The organism is Kluyvera sichuanensis (genome assembly GCF_040930405.1).
Taxonomy (GTDB): Bacteria; Pseudomonadota; Gammaproteobacteria; order Enterobacterales; family Enterobacteriaceae; genus Kluyvera; species Kluyvera sichuanensis.
In genome coordinates this window covers 1,694,497-1,713,099 of record NZ_CP162271.1, presented here as the reverse complement: position 1 = coordinate 1,713,099, position 18,603 = coordinate 1,694,497, and the positions used below count along the sequence as shown (strand labels likewise).

General features: G+C 56.7%; 17 protein-coding genes. 11 read left to right on the top strand and 6 right to left on the bottom strand.

The window, feature by feature from the left end:
* Nucleotides 1-7 precede the first annotated feature (7 nt).
* Complete coding sequence (locus AB2B48_RS08505) at nucleotides 8-2,011, bottom strand: heparinase II/III domain-containing protein (protein WP_368301534.1); 2,004 nt, start codon at nucleotides 2,009-2,011, stop codon at nucleotides 8-10.
* Nucleotides 2,008-3,249, bottom strand: coding sequence for an alginate lyase family protein (locus AB2B48_RS08500; protein WP_333010572.1), 1,242 nt, complete (start codon nucleotides 3,247-3,249; stop codon nucleotides 2,008-2,010). Before AB2B48_RS08500 ends, AB2B48_RS08505 begins: the two co-directional genes overlap by 4 nt.
* 528 nt (nucleotides 3,250-3,777) lie before the next feature.
* Here AB2B48_RS08500 and AB2B48_RS08495 point away from each other — a divergent pair.
* Genes AB2B48_RS08495 through AB2B48_RS08475 form a run of 5 tightly spaced genes read left to right on the top strand, consistent with a single transcriptional unit; the run spans nucleotide 3,778 to nucleotide 9,126 of the window.
* Nucleotides 3,778-5,067 carry an ABC transporter substrate-binding protein gene (locus AB2B48_RS08495; RefSeq protein WP_368301533.1) on the top strand — a complete coding sequence of 430 codons (1,290 nt, stop codon included), beginning with the start codon at nucleotides 3,778-3,780 and terminating at the stop codon, nucleotides 5,065-5,067.
* A 13-nt stretch (nucleotides 5,068-5,080) separates the two neighbouring features.
* Entirely contained in the window at nucleotides 5,081-6,022 is a 942-nt protein-coding gene (locus tag AB2B48_RS08490; protein WP_368301532.1) for a carbohydrate ABC transporter permease, read from the top strand.
* Between the two features lie 9 nt (nucleotides 6,023-6,031).
* The gene (locus AB2B48_RS08485; protein ID WP_185667670.1) at nucleotides 6,032-6,871 is read left to right on the top strand and encodes a carbohydrate ABC transporter permease; all 840 of its coding nucleotides are present in this window, start codon (nucleotides 6,032-6,034) and stop codon (nucleotides 6,869-6,871) included.
* A 10-nt stretch (nucleotides 6,872-6,881) separates the two neighbouring features.
* Complete coding sequence (locus AB2B48_RS08480; RefSeq protein ID WP_220438837.1) at nucleotides 6,882-7,976, top strand: ABC transporter ATP-binding protein; 1,095 nt, start codon at nucleotides 6,882-6,884, stop codon at nucleotides 7,974-7,976.
* A gap of 7 nt (nucleotides 7,977-7,983) precedes the next feature.
* Nucleotides 7,984-9,126: an alginate lyase family protein gene (locus tag AB2B48_RS08475; protein WP_368301531.1), complete on the top strand. Its 1,143-nt coding sequence runs from the start codon at nucleotides 7,984-7,986 to the stop codon at nucleotides 9,124-9,126.
* Between the two features lie 98 nt (nucleotides 9,127-9,224).
* Here AB2B48_RS08475 and AB2B48_RS08470 read toward each other — a convergent pair whose 3' ends face one another.
* Nucleotides 9,225-9,569 carry a RidA family protein gene (locus AB2B48_RS08470; protein ID WP_185667672.1) on the bottom strand — a complete coding sequence of 115 codons (345 nt, stop codon included), beginning with the start codon at nucleotides 9,567-9,569 and terminating at the stop codon, nucleotides 9,225-9,227.
* 252 nt (nucleotides 9,570-9,821) lie between these two features.
* On the opposite strand from AB2B48_RS08470, the gene AB2B48_RS08465 reads away from it, so the two are divergent.
* The 5 genes from AB2B48_RS08465 (at nucleotide 9,822) to rnd (ending at nucleotide 16,198) form a co-directional block, all read left to right on the top strand.
* Nucleotides 9,822-11,732, top strand: a complete 1,911-nt coding sequence (locus AB2B48_RS08465; RefSeq protein ID WP_185667673.1) for an ATP-dependent DNA helicase — start codon at nucleotides 9,822-9,824, stop codon at nucleotides 11,730-11,732.
* 58 nt (nucleotides 11,733-11,790) lie between these two features.
* A complete protein-coding gene (gene tsaB / locus AB2B48_RS08460; protein WP_368301530.1) occupies nucleotides 11,791-12,486 on the top strand; it encodes a tRNA (adenosine(37)-N6)-threonylcarbamoyltransferase complex dimerization subunit type 1 TsaB in 696 nt (231 codons plus the stop codon).
* 40 nt (nucleotides 12,487-12,526) lie between these two features.
* A complete protein-coding gene (locus tag AB2B48_RS08455; RefSeq protein ID WP_185667675.1) occupies nucleotides 12,527-13,108 on the top strand; it encodes a Slp family lipoprotein in 582 nt (193 codons plus the stop codon).
* 207 nt (nucleotides 13,109-13,315) lie between these two features.
* A complete protein-coding gene (fadD, locus tag AB2B48_RS08450) occupies nucleotides 13,316-15,001 on the top strand; it encodes a long-chain-fatty-acid--CoA ligase FadD (RefSeq protein WP_185667676.1) in 1,686 nt (561 codons plus the stop codon).
* 81 nt (nucleotides 15,002-15,082) lie between these two features.
* The gene (gene rnd, locus AB2B48_RS08445) at nucleotides 15,083-16,198 is read left to right on the top strand and encodes a ribonuclease D (RefSeq protein WP_368301941.1); all 1,116 of its coding nucleotides are present in this window, start codon (nucleotides 15,083-15,085) and stop codon (nucleotides 16,196-16,198) included.
* 129 nt (nucleotides 16,199-16,327) lie between these two features.
* On the opposite strand, the gene minE is transcribed toward rnd, so the two are convergent.
* From minE to minC, 3 genes are read right to left on the bottom strand one after another with little or no spacing between them, the layout of a single operon-like run.
* Complete coding sequence (gene minE, locus AB2B48_RS08440; RefSeq protein WP_035894584.1) at nucleotides 16,328-16,597, bottom strand: cell division topological specificity factor MinE; 270 nt, start codon at nucleotides 16,595-16,597, stop codon at nucleotides 16,328-16,330.
* Between the two features lie 3 nt (nucleotides 16,598-16,600).
* Complete coding sequence (gene minD / locus AB2B48_RS08435; protein WP_185667677.1) at nucleotides 16,601-17,413, bottom strand: septum site-determining protein MinD; 813 nt, start codon at nucleotides 17,411-17,413, stop codon at nucleotides 16,601-16,603.
* A gap of 23 nt (nucleotides 17,414-17,436) precedes the next feature.
* The gene (minC, locus tag AB2B48_RS08430; RefSeq protein WP_185667678.1) at nucleotides 17,437-18,144 is read right to left on the bottom strand and encodes a septum site-determining protein MinC; all 708 of its coding nucleotides are present in this window, start codon (nucleotides 18,142-18,144) and stop codon (nucleotides 17,437-17,439) included.
* Between the two features lie 127 nt (nucleotides 18,145-18,271).
* Here minC and AB2B48_RS08425 point away from each other — a divergent pair, with 127 nt between their 5' ends.
* Nucleotides 18,272-18,553 (top strand): YcgL domain-containing protein, encoded by a 282-nt coding sequence (locus AB2B48_RS08425; protein ID WP_185667679.1) that lies wholly within the window; start codon nucleotides 18,272-18,274, stop codon nucleotides 18,551-18,553.
* Nucleotides 18,554-18,603: the final 50 nt, after the last annotated feature.

Genomic DNA, 18,603 nt, shown 5'->3' with positions numbered 1-18,603 from the left:
ACAAATATCAGGCTCGCCCCACGAACTCAGGCCGCAGCGCAGGATCGTCATACAACGTGACATGCGCCACTCGCTCCCCACGCCAGAAGGTCAGCTGCGTGCCTATAGCGGTGTGATGCACGCTCACTTCCGTCAGCGGCGACTGCTTCGCCAAATCCCACAGACAGACAAAACGCGCCTGCGGCAGATGGTTGCGCAACACCAGATAGCTTAAATCGCTGATGGCCGGGTTGTCGGCCGCCAGCCCTTGCCAGAGTTCACCGTCACCCGACAGCCACAGAGCACAGGTGTCGCCCTGATGGGCGAAATGGCGCGGCTGACAGCCGTGAAGCGGCGTGACGGTCGCGTTGCGCATGTCGCGCAGCGGGCCGCTGAGTGAGAAGGGCTGCGGCTTGCCGCTCTGGTCCAGCGCATCGGCCGCCAGATGTAGCGTCCAGTCAAGCTGCTGGCGGTGCGGGTTTTCCACCGTCGACAGGTCGATCAGCACGTCATCCAGCCACAGCAGACGACGGCGAAAACGCACGTCGCGCCAGGCCTCGACGTCCCACTCCACGCGAGTGTGGCTGTTCAACTGCGGCGGCGGTTTCCCCCAATCGGTTTCGGTATCCAGCCACAGATACTCCTCGCCCATATGCCAACCGAGCACCTCAGAGTTGGCGGGAGGCTGATTGCTCTGGTTAACCGTCAGCGTATTGTGAGTGGCGCTGTTTTTGTAATAGTCGTAGTGCATCCTGGCACCGTAACCGGTGGTACCGAGGTCCGGCAGCAGCCAGCCGTCGCCCTGCCATAGCATCAGGCTCTGGCGGTCATAATGGTCGTGCTCGCCGCCCCACGGACTGTGTTTAATCAATACCGCCTGCTGCTGTTGCGGGCGTCGCCACAGCGTGATCCCGGCACCGGGTGCGTACAGCGACTGCTGCGGGATCAAATCCAGGTGTGTTTCCGGCAGAGGCTGATGGCGCCAGAGCAGCGTTTCGCGCTCGTCAGGCTCACCGGCGGTAAACTGCAGCACCGCTGCGTAGCGCGGGTCGCGCCAGATAAACCAGGCAAATTCGTACAGATCCCGATGATGCAGCTTCTCCTGACCGGCGAGGCAATCGTTGAGGCGAGGGAAGGTACCGTCCGGCAGCAGCAGCTCAAGCGGGAAGCGCAGCATCTGCGGGTACCACGGGCCGTCAATCAGACTCCAGCGGGTGCCGTGCGCCAGCTTCTCGAAGGCAAAGAACCCCTGTAGCGCGTAGTAGTGATAGTGGATGGAACCCTCAAACCACATCCCTTCCGTCAGCAGACCATGTTCGAGCTGCCAGCGCAGGCCGTAAGGCGCGTTTACCGCAAACTCCAGTAGGCTGTCGTCCTCCAGCACAAAACCGAGCACCCCCAGCGCGGCGCCGATTTTGACCTCGTGGTTATGGATCTGCGGGCTGCGGTGTTCGCATAAAAAGGTCGCCGCGCAGCGGAGCAGGTTGTCGCTGATATGCTGACGCTCGCCCGCCGTCAGGCTCTCGGCAATAAAGTCATAGCCCAGCGCCATATCCAGAATGCAGTTGGCTTCGCACAGGGTCTGGGCGTTCATCTTGCCGGGACCATTGTGCGGAATATCGCCGTGCACCGCGTAGTCAGGGTAGACATCCGCATAGCCCATCAGCAGCGTACGCACTTTATCGCGGTACGCGGCGTTGCCGGTCAACCGCCAGAGCAGGCCCAACTGCTGGCAGGCGCTGGCGTTACGACCGTTCATTTCCCGCCACCAGGCGCCGTCCCACGGTTCACCGCTGAACACCTCTCCGTCCACCGGGCAAGCGTGGTGGTGAGGTGAGTCTGGCTGCCAGGTCAGCCGCACCCCATGGTGCGGGCAGAAATAGTAGAGATTCCAGCTGGCGATCCCGGTTTGCGGGATGCACACAGCGGCGTCAAGCATCGGTTGTGCATCCTTCACGAGCTGTTGAATCAGGCCCTGTTCGCCGACAGCACGCGCGGCGATCTCCGGCCATAGCCCAGAAAATTGTCTCATTTTTGGTTTTCCCTGACCTCTGAAGACGCGGTAAGCGGTGCAGTGAGCGTGGTGATATCGTCGGGATATTTCGCCCGCAGCCAGCGCGCTTTTTCGCGGAACAGCGCGTCGTCAGGCCATGCGTGGGCGGCGGTGGCGATGTTGCGCAACGCCTTCTTGTCATCCATTTTGTCGAGGTCTTTCCACGGCCACGGCGTGTCACTGTTGATAAAACCGGCGATGTACTGGTAGCCCTTGCGCAGGCTGTGATCGTCGAGGGTAAAGTTCCAGATATCGACCCCGGCTTTTTCACCCAGACGACCCAGACGGCTGTAGGCGTCGAGGTTAAAGTTGCTGTAGTGCCACGGGCGAGTGCGCTCCAGTTCGGCCATCTGGCGGCCTTCAACGTCAAACTGCCCGGCAATACGGCGCAGTTGGGTGACATACAGGCGCTTTTTGGCCTCTTCCGGCTTGCCGCTGAACAGCGCAAAGGTCGCCGCCTGCATATCGAAGTAGGTGCCGTGGTTGTTGTGCCAGTTCTCTTCTTCAAAGCCGTTCTGGCTGGTGGTCATCCAGTGATAGAAATCGCCAAACCACTTTTTCAGCTCGGTCACGTCCGCATCACTTAACTTACCGGATGCTTGCAGCAGGGCAATGGCATCCACCACGTCAACCAGCGCGCGGCTGTCGATAATGCCGATGCCGCGGCCGGTGTTGATCCCCGGGATAGCCTGAGCGTGCTGCAGATTTGGCGTCATGCGAGTTTCCGGGGCCAGGAACCAGCTTTTGAGTTGTTCGGCCGCTTTCTGGGCGTAACGGTCGTCATGCGAGAAGTACCATGCCAGCGCCAGCGTGGAGACGTCGTTGCTCATCTTCACCAGCCGATTTTTATCGGTGGCATCGCTGTTGGCGTCCGGGTTGGTTTGACCATCTTTGCGGATGTACGGCAGGCCATCTTTGGTCTCCGGGTTTGGCCACCAGTAAGGCGGGAAGCTGTAGTAGTCGTGCTTATTACCGCTGGCGGCTACTAGCGTTTTATCCATCACCGAATAGAGCGGGTGTTTCAGCGCAGCATCCGCTTTTTTCAACAGCGCGCTTTCCGCCTGTAAGAACAGCGGGTCTTTGGCCGCAATCTGTTCGCGACTGAACGCCAGATCGTTGCCATCAAGCGTATAAGGCTCTGCCGCATACAGCGAAGCGCTGAACCCAGAGCAGAGTAGCGCAATGCCTAATATTCCACGGCGATGTATTGAACTCATAGTGATAACCCTTCTGCAAATAGAGAAAAGATAACAAGAGAATTTTGCCTTTAGCGTATTTTAACAACACTAAAAGCAGGCGATTTAATTAAAGGATAACGCATTCATAAATAGGTTGGCGTGCAGTGTAAAAGACAAAGTGATTTTTTTTGTGATGCTCATCATGGTTATCAAGTTGAATAAAAAATGACGCATTTATTGTAGTGTAGTTCACGTTTTTAGCCGTTTTTCTTATTTTTTTGAGTTTATCAAAAAAATAAACAAAATGTTAATGCATTGAATTTTAATGATAAAATATTTATATCACTTTTATCGTCACTTTTCTGTGTGATCTCGTTCAACTTTTCTGTTTCTGAAATACGATTTCTTTTTTGTGTGGTTGTATTGGAAAATATATTTCTATTTAATGTTCGGAAATAATTTTTTACGCATGTTGTATTCACCGCAAAATGTTAATCCAGATCACGGAAATGCATTTTGTGAGAATTTAATTATCTTTGTGCCCTACACAATAAAGGATATGCAATCATGTCTGCGAATAAATTACGCTCATTATTACTGCTTTCTGCTCTAGGACTGGGTATCGGGCAAAGCTACGCCGCCACCACCCTGAACGTCTGGATCCGTGCGAGCAACGACTCAAAAAATATCTACAAGCAAGAAGCCGAGAAGTTCGAAGAGAAGACCGGCATTAAGATTGAGTACTTCAATGCCACCACCGACTTCGAACAGCGGCTGGCGCGCGCCACGGCGGGTAATGCCTTACCGGATCTGATCTTCAACGATGCCGCTTCACTCGGCCAGTTTATTCAGCTTGGCATTGCCGACGAAATTGACCCGAAAGCCATCAGCGGCGGCGACCAGCTGTACCAGACCGCGTGGAACAGTACCCGCTATATCGACGGTAAATACTACGGCGTGCCAACCTCTGCACAAACCTTCGCGCTGTTTGTGCGCAAAGACTGGCGCGAGAAGCTGGGCCTGCCGCTGCCGAAAAGCTGGGATGATATCCAGACGCTGGCCAAAGCCTTCACCACCCAGGACCCGGACGGCAACGGTAAAAACGACACCTACGGCTTTATCGTGCCGGCCTCTACCACCCGCGGCTACGCCAGCTGGTTTATGAGCAGCTTTATCTGGCAGGCGGGCGGTGATTTCGTCAAAGAGAACGGCGGCAAATTCAGCGCCTCGCTCGATACCCCAGAAGTGGCTCAGGCGATGACCTTTATGCGCACCATGATGTGCGAAAAAGTGACCCAGCCGGGGGCGATTAACGCCACCACCGCCGACGTTATCCCATCGTTCCGTTCCGGTCAGAGCGGCATGTTCTTCAGCGGCCCTTACCACATTGCGCTGTTTGATAAAGACCCAGGCAAAGACAACTTTGAAGTCGTGCCGGTGGTTGGGCCGAAAGGGGAAGCCACCCTCGCTGAAGGGACCACCGTCTTTATGATGAAGAGCAGCAAGCAGAAAGAGGCGGCGCAGAAATTTATCGAATTTATGATCTCGGCGGAAGGCCAGGAGATCGGCATGGGTAAAGGCAGCCAGCATATTCCCGTGGTGCGTCTGCCGGTGAACAAAAACGTCGATGTCAAAGCGGTTTACCAGGACGCGCGCTGGGAAACCTTCGCCAGACTGTATAACGAGCAGGGCCGTTATGTGCCGCAAATTCCAAACTGGACGCCGGTGCGTCAGGTGGCAGCCGACGGCTTCAACCGTATTTTCGCCGACTGTAATAGCAATATCAGCGCTGAGCTGAAGTCCATCGACGTGAAGGTCAACGCCGAGCTGGAAAAACAAAACGTGCTGGCTAAGTGAGAGGGAGTAAGTGATGACGCTGCATGAGACGAAGTCCGCGCCGCTAAAGCAAGCCGCTTCGCCTGACGCGACCGGCTGGCTGACGGCAAAACGCAAGCGGGCGCTGATTCCGTGGCTGTTCCTGGCACCCGCGCTGATTATTTTTAGCTGGTTTAAGTTCATCCCGATGATTCAGGGTCTGGTGATGAGCTTTTACAAGGTCAACTTTAATCAGCCGGACGAGTGGGTCGGGTTCGATAACTTTACCCGCGCCTTTGCCGACGTAGAGCTGCACGCGGCGGTAGTGAATACGCTGCTGTACGTGGTGGTGACGATGTTTGCCGCCGCAATACTCGCGTTCTTCCTCGCCATGCTGCTGGAAGGCCCGGCGCGCCATCTGCGCTTTATTCGTACCGCTATTTTCTTACCGGCGGTAACCAGTGCGGCGATCGTCGCCGAGATGTGGCGCATTCTGTTCAACCCAACGCCGAACGGCGTGGTGAACCACATTCTCAGCTGGTTTGGCGTGGCGGAGCAGGGGTTCCTTGCCAGCTCCGATCAGGCGCTGGGGGTCATCATGCTGCTGCATATCTGGAAAGCGGTGCCCTACAACATGGTGATTTTTATCGCCGGTCTGGCGGGCATCAGCCGTGACCTGTACGACGCCTCGAACGTTGACGGTGCGAACTGGTGGAACCGTCTGCGCTACGTGACGCTGCCAGGGATGATCCCGGCGCTGTCGGTGGTGCTGATGCTCTCCTTTATTCGTGGCTTCCGCGTGTTTGCCGAGGTGTATGCCACTACCGGCGGCGGGCCATCTAACGCCACGGAAATGGTCATGACCCATATCTATAAGCTGGGCTTTGAACAGTTTGACTATGGCTACGCCTCGGCGGTGTCGTTCCTGCTGTTCACCTTCACCGTTATCTTAACCATTTGTCATTTGACGCTGAAAAAACGTATCGCACGTTACTAAGGAGCCGTGATGTTGAGTAAACGTTGGGATACCGTTGGGCGCTGGTGCATCTACGCGCTGCTGCTGATTGTCTTCGTCGGGCCGTTCTGGGGCATCGTGGCTACCGCCTTTAGCGGCGCGCCGGTCAAGCCGGGCGAACTGCTGGCCTGGCCGAATCAGTTCTCGTTTGAAAACTTCATCTTTGCGTGGATGGATATCGGCGTCTGGCAGTATCTGCTGAACTCCATTCTGGTGGTGTTCTTCGGCACCATCCTGCAGGTGTCGGTCAGCGCGCTGGCGGCCTATGCCCTGGCCCGTAAGAAGTTTCGCGGCGTCGCGCTGGTCAGCCTGGTGATTTTATCCACCATGATGCTGCCGGAAGAGGTTATCGCCATTCCGCTGTACATGATAATCAACTGGCGGCTGCCGTTTATCGATGCGTCGCTGTACAACAGCTACCTCGGGATGATTTTGCCGGTGGTGGGCTGGGCCTTCTCCATCTTTGTGCTGACCGAGTTTATGTCGGCCATTCCGAAAGAGCTGGAAGAAGCGGCGCGTATCGACGGGGCGAATGAGTGGCAGATCTTCTTCCACGTCATTCTGCCGCTGGTGAAACCGGCGCTGGGGACGGTAGTGACCTTCGGCTTCATTATGATTTGGGACCAGTACCTGCTGCCGCTGATTGTGGTGAACCAGGACAGCCTGAACACTATTCCGGTGATCCTCGGCACGTTGCGTACCGATGAGAGCATCACGCCGAACATCTTTATCGCCATTACGCTACTGGCGATGCTGCCAAGCATCATCGTCTATCTGGGTCTGCAAAAACATTTCAACCGCGGGATCATGTCCGGCGCGGTCAAAGGATAAGGGGTTACCGATGGGATCTGTTGTATTAAATAGCGTGCGCAAATCATACGGTGATGCTCACGTCATTAAAGATGTGTCGCTGACTATCCCTGACGGCGAGTTCTGCGTGCTGGTGGGGCCGAGCGGCTGCGGGAAATCGACGCTGCTGCGGATGATTGCCGGTCTGGAAGAGATTTCCGCCGGGGAAGTGCACATCAACGAACGTGATGTCACCGAGGTTGAACCGAAGCTGCGCGATATCGCCATGGTGTTCCAGAGCTATGCGCTCTATCCGCAGATGACGGTGCGCGAAAACATGGGCTTTGCGCTGAAGATGGCGCGTCTGCCGAAAACGGAAATAAAACAGAAAGTTGATGAAGCGGCGGCGCTGCTCGGGCTAGAGCCGCTGCTGGAGCGTCTGCCAAAAGATCTCTCGGGCGGCCAGCGTCAGCGCGTGGCGATGGGGCGCGCCATTGTACGTAAGCCGCAGGTATTCCTGTTCGATGAACCGCTGTCGAACCTCGACGCCAAGCTGCGTACCCAGGTGCGCGGTGAAATTCGCGAGCTGCACCGTCGCCTGAAAACCACCTCGGTGTACGTCACCCACGACCAGATTGAAGCGATGACCATGGGGCAGATGATCGTGGTCCTGCGCGACGGGCGCATTGAGCAGGCGGGCACGCCGCTGGAGCTGTACGACCAGCCGGCCAACCTGTTCGTTGCCGGGTTTATCGGCTCGCCGGAAATTAACCAGTTGAAGGGGGAGGTGGTGCTCAGCGGAAATAGCACCAGCCTGCGCCTGAAAGATGGATCGCTGCTGGCGCTGCCGGTAGGGCTACAGGTGACCGACGGCCAGCAGGTGGTCTACGCCATTCGCCCGGAACAGGTTAATGTGGTACACGAAGCCCGCGACGATGCGCTGGCGGCGAAGGTCACGGCGGTGGAGAACACCGGTTCGGATATGCAACTGTTCTGCGATACCGGCGGCGGGGCGTTTACCTCGGTGTTTAAGCAGCGTCTGGCAGTGAAAGAGGGTGACACTATCTGGCTGCAGCCGAAGCTCTCCGGCGTGCATCTGTTCGATGCGCAAAGCGGTCTGCGCATAGCGTGCCTGGAGGGTCAATAAGGTGGCGATGAAGCTGTACACCCTTGATGAAACCTGTCTGGAAAACGCCCGCGCGGGCCTGAAGCAGCCGTTCTCACCGCTGCAGCTGGCCCTGAGCAAGCTGGTGGCTGAGGCGGATATGCTTAAGCGCGAGCCGCCGGAAAGTGTGGTGCACAAGAAACTACGCCCGGCGAGCGGCGACGCGCATGATTACTACAGCCTGGGCACCTACTGGTGGCCAAACCCGCGGCGGCCCAACGGGCTGCCCTACATTCGCCGCGACGGGCATATCAACCCGCAGTGCGAAAATAACGATACCGACACCTCGCGCATTATCCGCATGTGCGAGCGCTGCCTGACGCTGGGGCTGGCATGGTACTTCACCGGTCAGCGCCAGTACGCGCAGGCGGCAGCGGTGCAGATCCGCTGTTGGTTCCTCGACGGCGACACGCGCATGAATCCGCATCTGAACTACGGCCAGGCGATTCCCGGTGTGGTTTCCGGGCGCGGAACCGGGCTTATCGACACCCGCCTGCTGTGGATGGTGGTCGATACTATCGGGCTGATTAACACCGCCAGCGTGCTGGATACCGACGATATCATCGGCCTGCACCAGTGGTTCCGCGATTTTAACCACTGGATGTACTACAGCGATATCGGCCACTCCGAATACGTCTGGCACAATAACCACGGCACCTGGTACGACGCCCAGCGTGCAGTCAATGCGCTGTTCTACGGCGATAAGGGGCTGGTGGCGCGGATTATTGAGCAGGGGATCACCCAGCGCATGGCGGCGCAGATTGATCAGGACGGCAAACAGACGATGGAGCTGGAGCGTACCATTCCGTTCCACTACTCGCTGTTCAACCTTGAGGCGCATTTGCTGCTCAACCGTTACGCCGAGCACGTCGAGTTCGATCGCTGGAACCACATTCGCGACGGACGCGGAGTGAAGCAGGGGATTGATTACCTGGTACCGTTTATCCGCGAACCGGATCTGTGGCCGTATAGCGATTTGCAGGGCATTGTCTGGGATAGTGCGCTGCGGGTGCTGCTGCAGACGCAGCGCGGGTATCCGAAGCAGTCGCTGAGCTATCGGGACGTGCTGAAGTGCTTGCCGCAGGAGACGCTGCAGTTGAAAGAACAGCTGATGTGGTGCCCGGGATTGTAGAAGAGCGTCCCCCGGCGGCGCTGCGCTTGGCCGGGCTACATATAAGGTAGCCCGGGCGAGGCGCTCGCGCCGACCCCGGGGAGGCACGGTATACCGATTTACACCGCAGCGATAATCTTAATCTCAACCTTATATTTCGGGTTCATCAGCTTCGCCTGCACGGTGCAACGCACCGGCGCGTGACCGGCGACTACCCACGCATCCCACGCTTTGTTCATGGCGGCGAAATCGTCGCCGTCCGGCAGGAAAATGGTGGCGTCGAGAATGCGCGACTTATTGCTGCCCTGTTTTTCCAGCACCGCATCAATCTGCGCCAGCGTATTTGCCGTTTGCTCAAACGCATCGGCGTCCAGGTTTGCCGGTACGCCAGTGTAGTACAGCGTATTGTTATGAATAACGACATCAGACCAACGGGCTTCGGCATCAATACGTACAATTGTCATTTCATTTTCCTTTTAACATCACGTAAACGCGCTAAGACTGCCACATTGTCGACGCTGCGTCACGACTTCGGCTGGCATAAGCGGGGTTCGCCTGACATATACACGTCATACTTCAAGCTGCATGTGCGTTGGCTGCGTTCATTCACCCCAGTCACGTACTTATGTACGCTCCTGGGGATTCACTCTCTTGCCGCCTTCCTGCAACTCGAATTATTTAGTGTATAATCACTGGGAATTTTTCCAGGGGGTAACGTGACGGACGATTTTGCAGAAGATGGCCAGCTTGCGCAGGCGATAACCGGCTTTAAACCGCGTGAACCGCAGCGTCAGATGGCGCACGCCGTCGCGAAGGCGATTGATAACGGCCAGCCGCTGGTGGTGGAAGCGGGGACCGGGACCGGGAAAACCTACGCCTATCTGGCGCCCGCGCTGCGCTCCGGGAAAAAAACCATTATCTCTACCGGCTCGAAGGCATTGCAGGATCAGCTCTACAGCCGCGACCTGCCGACCGTCGCCACCGCGCTGACCTTTACCGGCAAGCTGGCGCTGCTGAAAGGGCGCTCAAACTACCTTTGCCTCGAACGTTTAGAGCAGCAGGCGATGGCGGGCGGCGACCTGCCGGTGCAAACTCTCAGCGACGTCATTTTGCTGCGCAGCTGGGCTAACCAGACCGTAGACGGTGACATCAGCACCTGCGTCAGCGTGGCGGAAGATTCCCAGGCCTGGCCGCTGGTCACCAGCACCAACGATAACTGTCTGGGCAGCGACTGCCCGCAGTATCAGGACTGCTTCGTGGTGAAGGCGCGTAAAAAGGCGATGGATGCCGACGTGGTGGTGGTCAACCATCACCTGTTCCTTGCCGACATGGTGGTGAAAGAGAGCGGCTTTGGCGAACTTATCCCTGAGGCCGACGTGATGATCTTCGATGAAGCCCATCAGCTGCCGGATATCGCCAGCCAGTACTTTGGTCAGTCGCTCTCCAGCCGCCAGTTGCTGGATCTGGCCAAAGACGTGGTCATTGCCTATCGCACCGAACTGAAAGATACCCAGCAGCTGCAAAAGTGCGCCGACCGTCTGGCGCAGGCCACCCAGGATTTCCGACTGCAGGTGGGCGACCCCGGCTACCGTGGCAACCTGCGTGAACTGCTGGCGGAAACTGCCGTGCAGCGCTCGCTGCTGCTGCTCGATGATGCTCTGGAACTCTGCTACGACGTGGCGAAGCTGTCGCTTGGCCGCTCTGCTTTGCTCGATGCCGCTTTCGAACGCGCAACACTGTATCGCGCGCGCTTAAAGCGCCTTAAAGAGATCAACAAGCCTGGTTACAGCTACTGGTATGAATGCAACTCGCGCCACTTTACCCTGGCACTGACGCCGCTCACCGTGGCGGATAAATTCAAAGAGGTGATGGCGGCCAAACCGGGCAGCTGGATCTTTACCTCCGCGACGCTGTCGGTCAATGACGACCTGCACCACTTTACCGAACGCCTCGGCATTGAAGCGGCGGAATCGCTGCTGCTGCCAAGCCCGTTTGACTACGCCACCCAGGCGCTGTTGTGCGTGCCGCGCAACCTGCCGTTGCCGAATCAGCCGGGGGCCGCACGCCACCTGGCGGCGATGCTGAAACCGCTTATTGAGGCTAACGACGGGCGCTGCTTTATGCTCTGCACCTCACACGCCATGATGCGCGACCTCGCCGAACAGTTCCGCGCCACCATGACGCTGCCGGTACTGCTACAGGGGGAGACCAGCAAAGGCCAGCTGCTTCAGCAATTTGTTAGCGCCGGTAACGCTCTGTTGGTGGCGACCAGCAGCTTCTGGGAAGGGGTTGACGTGCGCGGCGATGCGCTGTCATTGGTGATCATCGACAAACTGCCTTTCACCTCACCGGACGACCCGCTGCTGAAAGCGCGCATGGAAGACTGCCGACTGCGCGGCGGCGATCCGTTTGAAGAGGTACAGCTGCCGGATGCGGTGATTACCCTCAAGCAGGGCGTTGGCCGACTGATTCGTGACGTCGACGATCGCGGGGTGCTGGTGATTTGCGACAACCGTCTGGTGATGCGTCCGTACGGTGCGACCTTCCTCGCCAGCCTGCCACCTGCGCCGCGCACCCGTGATATTCGACGGGCGACGCGTTTCCTGGCGCTGTCATCGACGCGGTAATACAGAGCAAAGTGTGATAAGATGCGCGCCATTTTGTTGATCGAGAGCGCGACTAACCATGCGAATTCTGGCTATCGATACCGCCACGGAAGCCTGCTCGGCGGCTCTGTGGAATGATGGCAACACCAGTGCCCACTTCGAGCTTTGTCCTCGGGAACACACCCAACGTATCCTGCCTATCGTGCAGGATATCCTCACTCAAGGCGGCGTAAGCCTGACCGACCTCGACGCGCTGGCGTTCGGCCGTGGGCCGGGCAGCTTCACCGGCGTGCGTATCGGCATTGGTATTGCGCAAGGGCTGGCGCTGGGCGCGGAACTGCCGATGATCGGCGTATCGACCCTCGTCACCATGGCGCAGGGCGCCTGGCGTAAGCAGGGCGCTACCCGCGTGCTGGCGGCTATCGACGCCCGTATGGGTGAAGTTTACTGGGCAGAATACCAGCGTGATGAAAACGGTATCTGGCACGGCGAAGAGAGCGAAGCGGTGCTGAAACCGGAAGCGGTGCAACAGCGTCTGGCTGAGCTCAGCGGTGAATGGGCGACCGTGGGCACCGGTTGGGCCGCATGGCCTGATATGGCGCAGGGCGCGAACGCCACACTGGTCGATGGCAACGTGACGTTACCGGAAGCCGAAGACATGCTGCCGATCGCTTGCGCCATGCTGGAGCAGGGCGAAACCGTCGCCGTGGATAAAGCGGAACCGGTTTATTTGCGTAACAATGTTGCGTGGAAGAAACTTCCTGGCCGCGAATGAATCTCAGTAGGTAGAGAGCGTAAAAATCAGGAGCAGCATCATGGCAGGTAAAAGTTTTCTCATTCGTGGAGCCGCCGTTGGGCTTATCGCCTTCGCGTTAAGCGGCTGCGTCAGCGTGCCGGATGCCATTCAGGGGAGTAGCCCAACGCCGCAGCAGGATCTGGTGCGGGTCATGGCGGCACCGCAACTGTACGTAGGGCAGGAGGCTCGCTTTGGCGGCACCGTCGTCGGCATTGAAAACCAGCAGGGTAACACCCGTCTGGAAATCGCCACCGTCCCTCTGGACAGCGGCGCGCGCCCGATTCTGGGTGAAGCCTCGCGCGGGCGTATCTATGCCGAGGTGAACGGTTTCCTTGACCCGGTTGACTTCCGTGGTCAACTCGTCACCGTGGTGGGGCCAATTGTTGGCGCGGTTGAAGGCAAAGTCGGCACCACCAAATATAACTTCCTGCAGATGAAAGTGACGGGTTACAAACGCTGGCATGTGGCTCAGCAGGTGGTTATGCCGCCGCAGCCAATCGACCCGTGGATGTTTGGTCCGCGCCCCTGGAATTACGGTTACGGCGGCTGGGGATGGTATAACAGCGGCCCCGCTGAAGTCCGGAACGTCGTAACTGAATAAGATCTGATGTATAGCAGACAAAAAAGAAACAGCGGCTAGCCCGCTGTTTCTTCGTTGTAATGGATATAAAAAAAATAAAGAGTGACGCGCTTCGCAACCTTAATTCTGATTAATTCTTAAACTGGTACGCTGAGTTAATATAATGTTAATGAAAGTTTATCATTTGGGGTTGCGATGACGACGAATACGTATTTTAGAGGTGATGCTTTGAAAAAGGTTTGGCTCAACCGTTATCCTGCTGACGTCCCGGCAGAGATCAATCCTGACCGTTATCAATCCCTGGTGGAACTGTTCGAACACTCGGCAACGCGCTTTGCCGACCAGCCTGGCTTCGTCAACATGGGCGAAGTCATGACCTTCCGTAAGCTTGAAGAGCGCAGCCGCGCCTTTGCCGCTTATCTCCAGCACGGGCTGGGGCTTAAGCAGGGCGACCGCGTCGCGCTGATGATGCCGAACCTGTTGCAATACCCGGTCGCCCTGTTTGGTATTCTGCGTGCCGGGATGATCGTGGTGAACGTTAACCCGCTGTACACCCCGCGCGAGCTGGAACATCAGCTGAACGACAGCGGCGCGCAGGCGATTGTTATCGTCTCCAACTTTGCCCATACCCTGGAAAAAGTGGTCGACAAAACCTCGGTTAAACACGTGATCCTGACCCGCATGGGCGACCAGCTCTCCACGGCGAAAGGTACGCTGGTTAACTTCGTGGTCAAATACATCAAACGACTGGTGCCGAAATATCATCTGCCGGACGCCATTTCGTTCCGCAGCGCGCTACATAACGGCTATCGCCTGCAGTACGTGAAGCCGGAAGTGAAGGCAGACGATATCGCCTTCCTGCAGTACACCGGGGGGACTACCGGCGTGGCGAAAGGGGCGATGCTGACTCACCGCAACATGCTGGCGAACCTCGAGCAGGTGAAAGCGACCTACGGGCCGCTGCTGCACGAAGGCAAAGAAGTGGTTATTACCGCGTTGCCGCTGTACCACATTTTCGCGCTGACCATGAACTGCCTGCTGTTTATCGAGCTGGGCGGTAAAAATATTCTGATCACCAACCCGCGTGATATTCCGGGGTTAGTGAAGGAGCTCGCAAAATACCCGTTCACCGCCATGACCGGGGTGAATACCCTGTTTAACGCGCTGCTGAACAATAAAGAGTTCCAGCAGCTGGACTTCTCAACCCTGCATCTCTCCGCAGGCGGTGGGATGCCGGTGAACCACGCGGTGGCGGAACGCTGGGTGAAGCTGACCGGGCAGTATCTGCTGGAAGGCTATGGCCTGACCGAATGCGCGCCGCTGGTGAGCGTGAATCCGCACGATATCGACTACCACAGCGGCAGCATTGGCCTGCCGGTGCCGTCGACCGACGTGAAGCTGGTGGATGACGACGATAACGAAGTGCCAGCGGGCCAGCCCGGTGAGCTGTGCGTTAAAGGGCCGCAGGTGATGGAAGGCTACTGGCAGCGTCCTGATGCCACCGACGAAATCATCAAAGACGGCTGGCTGCACACCGGAGATATCGCGGTGATGGACGAAGAGGGCTTCCTGCGCATCGTTGATCGTAAAAAAGATATGATTCTGGTCTCCGGCTTCAACGTGTATCCGAACGAAATTGAAGACGTGGTGATGCAGCACACCGGCGTGCTGGAAGTGGCCGCCGTGGGCGTGCCGTCCGGCAACAGCGGTGAAGCGGTGAAAATTTTTGTGGTCAAGAAGGATGAAAGCCTCACTGAAGAGGCGTTGATTACCTTCTGCCGCCGCCAGCTTACCGGCTATAAAGTGCCGAAACTGGTTGAATTTCGTCAGGAATTACCGAAGTCGAACGTCGGTAAAATTTTAAGACGAGAATTACGTGACGAAGCCCGTGCCAAAGTGGACAATAAGGGATAAGTCACGAGTCATGATGCCAAACGCCAGCTCTGCTGGCGTTTTTTTTGGCGCTATCTAAGAGAGTACGATTTGAACTATCAGATGATCACTACCAACGATGAACTCAGCACCCTGTGCGATGCGGTTCGTCAGACCACCGCCGTGGCGCTGGACACCGAGTTTGTTCGCACCCGCACCTATTACCCGCAGCTGGGGCTGATTCAGCTTTTCGACGGCGAGCGTACGGCGCTGATTGATCCTCTGAATATTACCGACTGGTCGCCGCTGCAGGCGATTCTGCAAGATCGCAACATTACCAAGTTCCTGCACGCAGGTAGCGAAGATCTGGAAGTGTTTATGAACACCTTCGGTTCAATGCCGCAGCCGCTTATTGATACCCAGGTGCTAGCAGCGTTCTGCGGTCGCCCGATGTCCTGGGGCTTCGCGCCAATGGTCGCTGAGTATTCCGGCGTTGAGCTGGATAAGAGCGAATCCCGTACCGACTGGCTGGCTCGTCCATTGACGGCACGCCAGTGCGATTATGCGGCAGCGGATGTCTGGTACTTGCTGCCTATCGCCCACAAGCTGATGGCGGAAACCGAACAGGCCGGGCGACTGGAGTGGGCGCTCAATGAGTGTCAGTTGATGCAGCAGCGTCGTCAGGAAGTCACCGACCCGGCGGACGCCTGGCGCGATATCACCAATGCCTGGCAGCTGCGTACGCGCCAGCTGGCATGCCTGCAACTGCTCGCCGACTGGCGTCTGCGCAAAGCGCGCGAGCGTGACCTGGCGGTGAACTTTGTGGTGCGTGAAGAGCATCTGTGGAGCGTGGCGCGCTATATGCCGGGCAGCCTCGGCGAGCTGGACAGCCTGGGGCTTTCCGGCAGCGAAATTCGTTTCCACGGCAAAACGCTGATTAGCCTGGTGGAAAAAGCCCAGGCGCTGCCGGATGACGCGTTGCCGGAACCGCTGTTGAACCTGATGGATATGCCGGGCTACCGCAAAGCATTTAAAGAGATTAAGGCGCTGGTGCAGGAAGTGGGGCAGGCGAATGACGTTAGCCCTGAAATGCTGGCATCCCGTCGTCAGATTAACCAGCTGCTGAACTGGCACTGGCAGCTGAAACCGCGCACCACGGCACCTGAGATGATCTCCGGCTGGCGCGGTGACCTGCTTTCCGGTTCGCTAGACAAGCTGTTAACGGCGTACCCGCGTTAAGTCTGGCGCGAATGCTCGCCCGCGCGGCAGGGCGTGTAGCCCGGGCGAGCGCAGCGACCCCGGGAAGGCACCAGACTCCAGACACAAAAAAAGCGCTATCACTAGCGCCTTTTTTTACACCACCGACAGTCAGGATTTTGACTCTTCTGCTTCCGGCAGCGTGACGTTGAGTTCCAGAATCGAAATATCCCCGTCTTTTTGCTCTAACTGCACCGTGACCATTTCTGGGTCAATCTGCACATACCTGCAAATCACTTCCAGAATATCCTTCCTTAACTGCGGCAGATAGTGCGGTTCTGCGTCACTGCGGCGGCGTTCCGCGACAATGATCTGCAGGCGTTCTTTAGCAATGTTGGCGGTATTCTTTTTCCGTGAGAGAAAAAAGTCGAGTAATGCCATGATTTATCCTCCGAACAGGCGTTTGAGGAAACCTTTCTTCTCTTCTTCAATGAAGCGGAAAGGACGTTCTTCTCCCAACAGACGATCGACGGTGTCGGCGTAGGCTTTGCCTGCGTCAGACACGGTATCCAGAATCACCGGCTCGCCCTGGTTAGAGGCGCGCAGCACTGACTGATCTTCTGGAATTACACCGACCAGTTTGATGCGCAGGATCTCCAGCACATCTTCCATGCTCAGCATATCGCCTTTGCTCACGCGGCCTGGGTTATAGCGCGTCAGCAGCAGGTGTTCTTTAATCGGTTCTTCACCATTTTCGGCGCGGCGAGATTTCGACGCCAGAATGCCCAGAATACGGTCGGAGTCACGAACGGACGACACTTCCGGGTTAGTGGTGATGATCGCTTCATCAGCGAAATAGAGCGCCATCAGCGCACCGGTTTCAATACCGGCAGGGGAGTCGCAGACCACGAAGTCGAATTCCATCTTCTTCAGTTCGTCGAGCACTTTCTCGACGCCTTCGCGGGTCAGCGCATCTTTATCACGGGTCTGAGACGCAGGCAGGATAAAGAGATTCTCGGTACGCTTATCTTTGATTAACGCCTGGTTCAGCGTGGCGTCGCCCTGAATAACGTTAACAAAATCATAGACTACACGACGTTCGCAGCCCATGATCAGGTCAAGGTTACGCAGACCGATATCAAAATCGATAACGACCGTTTTCTTTCCCTTCTGCGCCAAACCAGTTGCGATGGCCGCGCTGGAGGTGGTCTTGCCCACGCCCCCTTTACCTGAAGTCACAACAATAATGCGTGCCATAGAAATTCCTTGTTAAAAAGGGATTAATTTAACGGTTGAATAGTCAAAGCGCTGTTGTCCAAACGCAGACGCGCCGCTTTGCCATAAAATTCGGCTGGGATCTGATCGCTCAGCCAATATTCCCCGGCAATGGAGACCAGCTCCGCCGCCAGGTGGGTACAAAATACTTGTGCTTCCCGGTCTCCGCCGGCACCGGCGAGAACGCGTCCACGCATCATGCCGTAAACGTGAATATTCCCATCGGCAATCAGCTCCGCGCCCGCGCTAACGTGGCTTGTCACAATCAGATCACAGTTTGGTGCATAAATGCGCTGACCGGAACGTACTGGCGTATCAATCATTCGCGTTTTTGTGATCGGACTAACAATTGGTTCGGGTTCTACGGGTTTTGGCTGTTCTACGGGGGCCGGGCGGGTAACTTTTTCTTTACCTTCAGTCAGTAAAGGAAGGCCGGATTGGTCGATGGCCGCCTTAAACTGCGGGTTTTTACAACCGCTGACGCCGACAATGCGTAAACCCACTGACATAATGGCCTGCTGAATCGCACGCCACTGGGTGAATTCTTCAAGGTTACCGACGTTGACGACCACCGGGGCATGACGGAAAAAGGCCGGAGCCTGGGCGACTTTGTCTTCCAACGCCTGACGAATAACCTCGGGCTTTGCATCATGCAAATGAACCACAGATAGGGTGAAGCTGCTGCCTTTTAGTTCGATTGGCGTGTTTGACATCCTGGCCTTACTCAATTTGCTATTTATCGCCGCGCTAAGCGCAGTGATATTCCGAAGACTATCAGTCATGTTATAGTCACATATATATTCAAGCAAGTAACCACTGTCCTAATTCCGAGTATAAAGTATGTTTTGTGTGATTTATCGTAGTTCTAAACGTGATCAAACCTATTTGTATGTCGAAAAAAAAGACGATTTCTCCCGTGTGCCTCAGGAACTGATGCAGGGCTTCGGTCAGCCGCAGTTAGCCATGCTGCTGCCGCTTGATGGACGTAAGAAAACCGTCAATGCCGATCTGGAAAAAGTAAAACAGGCGCTAAAAGAGCAGGGCTATTATTTACAGATCCCGCCACCGCCTGAAAATTTGTTAAAACAGCATTTGGCTGAGTCGCAAAATAAGAGCGAGTAACCGCTTCGCTTCCGGCCAAAATGCGTCCATGGTTGAACAACGAGTAAGGG

Excerpts from the sequence above, each read along its gene's own strand:
- minC (WP_185667678.1), bottom strand. The coding sequence starts at position 18,144 with ATGTCAAACACGCCAATCGAACTAAAAGGCAGCAGCTTCACCCTATCT.
- rnd (WP_368301941.1), top strand. The coding sequence starts at position 15,083 with ATGATCACTACCAACGATGAACTCAGCACCCTGTGCGATGCGGTTCGT.
- AB2B48_RS08500 (WP_333010572.1), bottom strand. The coding sequence starts at position 3,249 with ATGAGTTCAATACATCGCCGTGGAATATTAGGCATTGCGCTACTCTGC.
- AB2B48_RS08490 (WP_368301532.1), top strand. The coding sequence starts at position 5,081 with ATGACGCTGCATGAGACGAAGTCCGCGCCGCTAAAGCAAGCCGCTTCG.
- AB2B48_RS08505 (WP_368301534.1), bottom strand. The coding sequence starts at position 2,011 with ATGAGACAATTTTCTGGGCTATGGCCGGAGATCGCCGCGCGTGCTGTC.
- AB2B48_RS08495 (WP_368301533.1), top strand. The coding sequence starts at position 3,778 with ATGTCTGCGAATAAATTACGCTCATTATTACTGCTTTCTGCTCTAGGA.
- minE (WP_035894584.1), bottom strand. The coding sequence starts at position 16,597 with ATGGCATTACTCGACTTTTTTCTCTCACGGAAAAAGAATACCGCCAAC.
- minD (WP_185667677.1), bottom strand. The coding sequence starts at position 17,413 with ATGGCACGCATTATTGTTGTGACTTCAGGTAAAGGGGGCGTGGGCAAG.
- AB2B48_RS08480 (WP_220438837.1), top strand. The coding sequence starts at position 6,882 with ATGGGATCTGTTGTATTAAATAGCGTGCGCAAATCATACGGTGATGCT.
- AB2B48_RS08485 (WP_185667670.1), top strand. The coding sequence starts at position 6,032 with ATGTTGAGTAAACGTTGGGATACCGTTGGGCGCTGGTGCATCTACGCG.
- AB2B48_RS08425 (WP_185667679.1), top strand. The coding sequence starts at position 18,272 with ATGTTTTGTGTGATTTATCGTAGTTCTAAACGTGATCAAACCTATTTG.
- AB2B48_RS08475 (WP_368301531.1), top strand. The coding sequence starts at position 7,984 with ATGAAGCTGTACACCCTTGATGAAACCTGTCTGGAAAACGCCCGCGCG.
- AB2B48_RS08455 (WP_185667675.1), top strand. The coding sequence starts at position 12,527 with ATGGCAGGTAAAAGTTTTCTCATTCGTGGAGCCGCCGTTGGGCTTATC.
- tsaB (WP_368301530.1), top strand. The coding sequence starts at position 11,791 with ATGCGAATTCTGGCTATCGATACCGCCACGGAAGCCTGCTCGGCGGCT.
- AB2B48_RS08470 (WP_185667672.1), bottom strand. The coding sequence starts at position 9,569 with ATGACAATTGTACGTATTGATGCCGAAGCCCGTTGGTCTGATGTCGTT.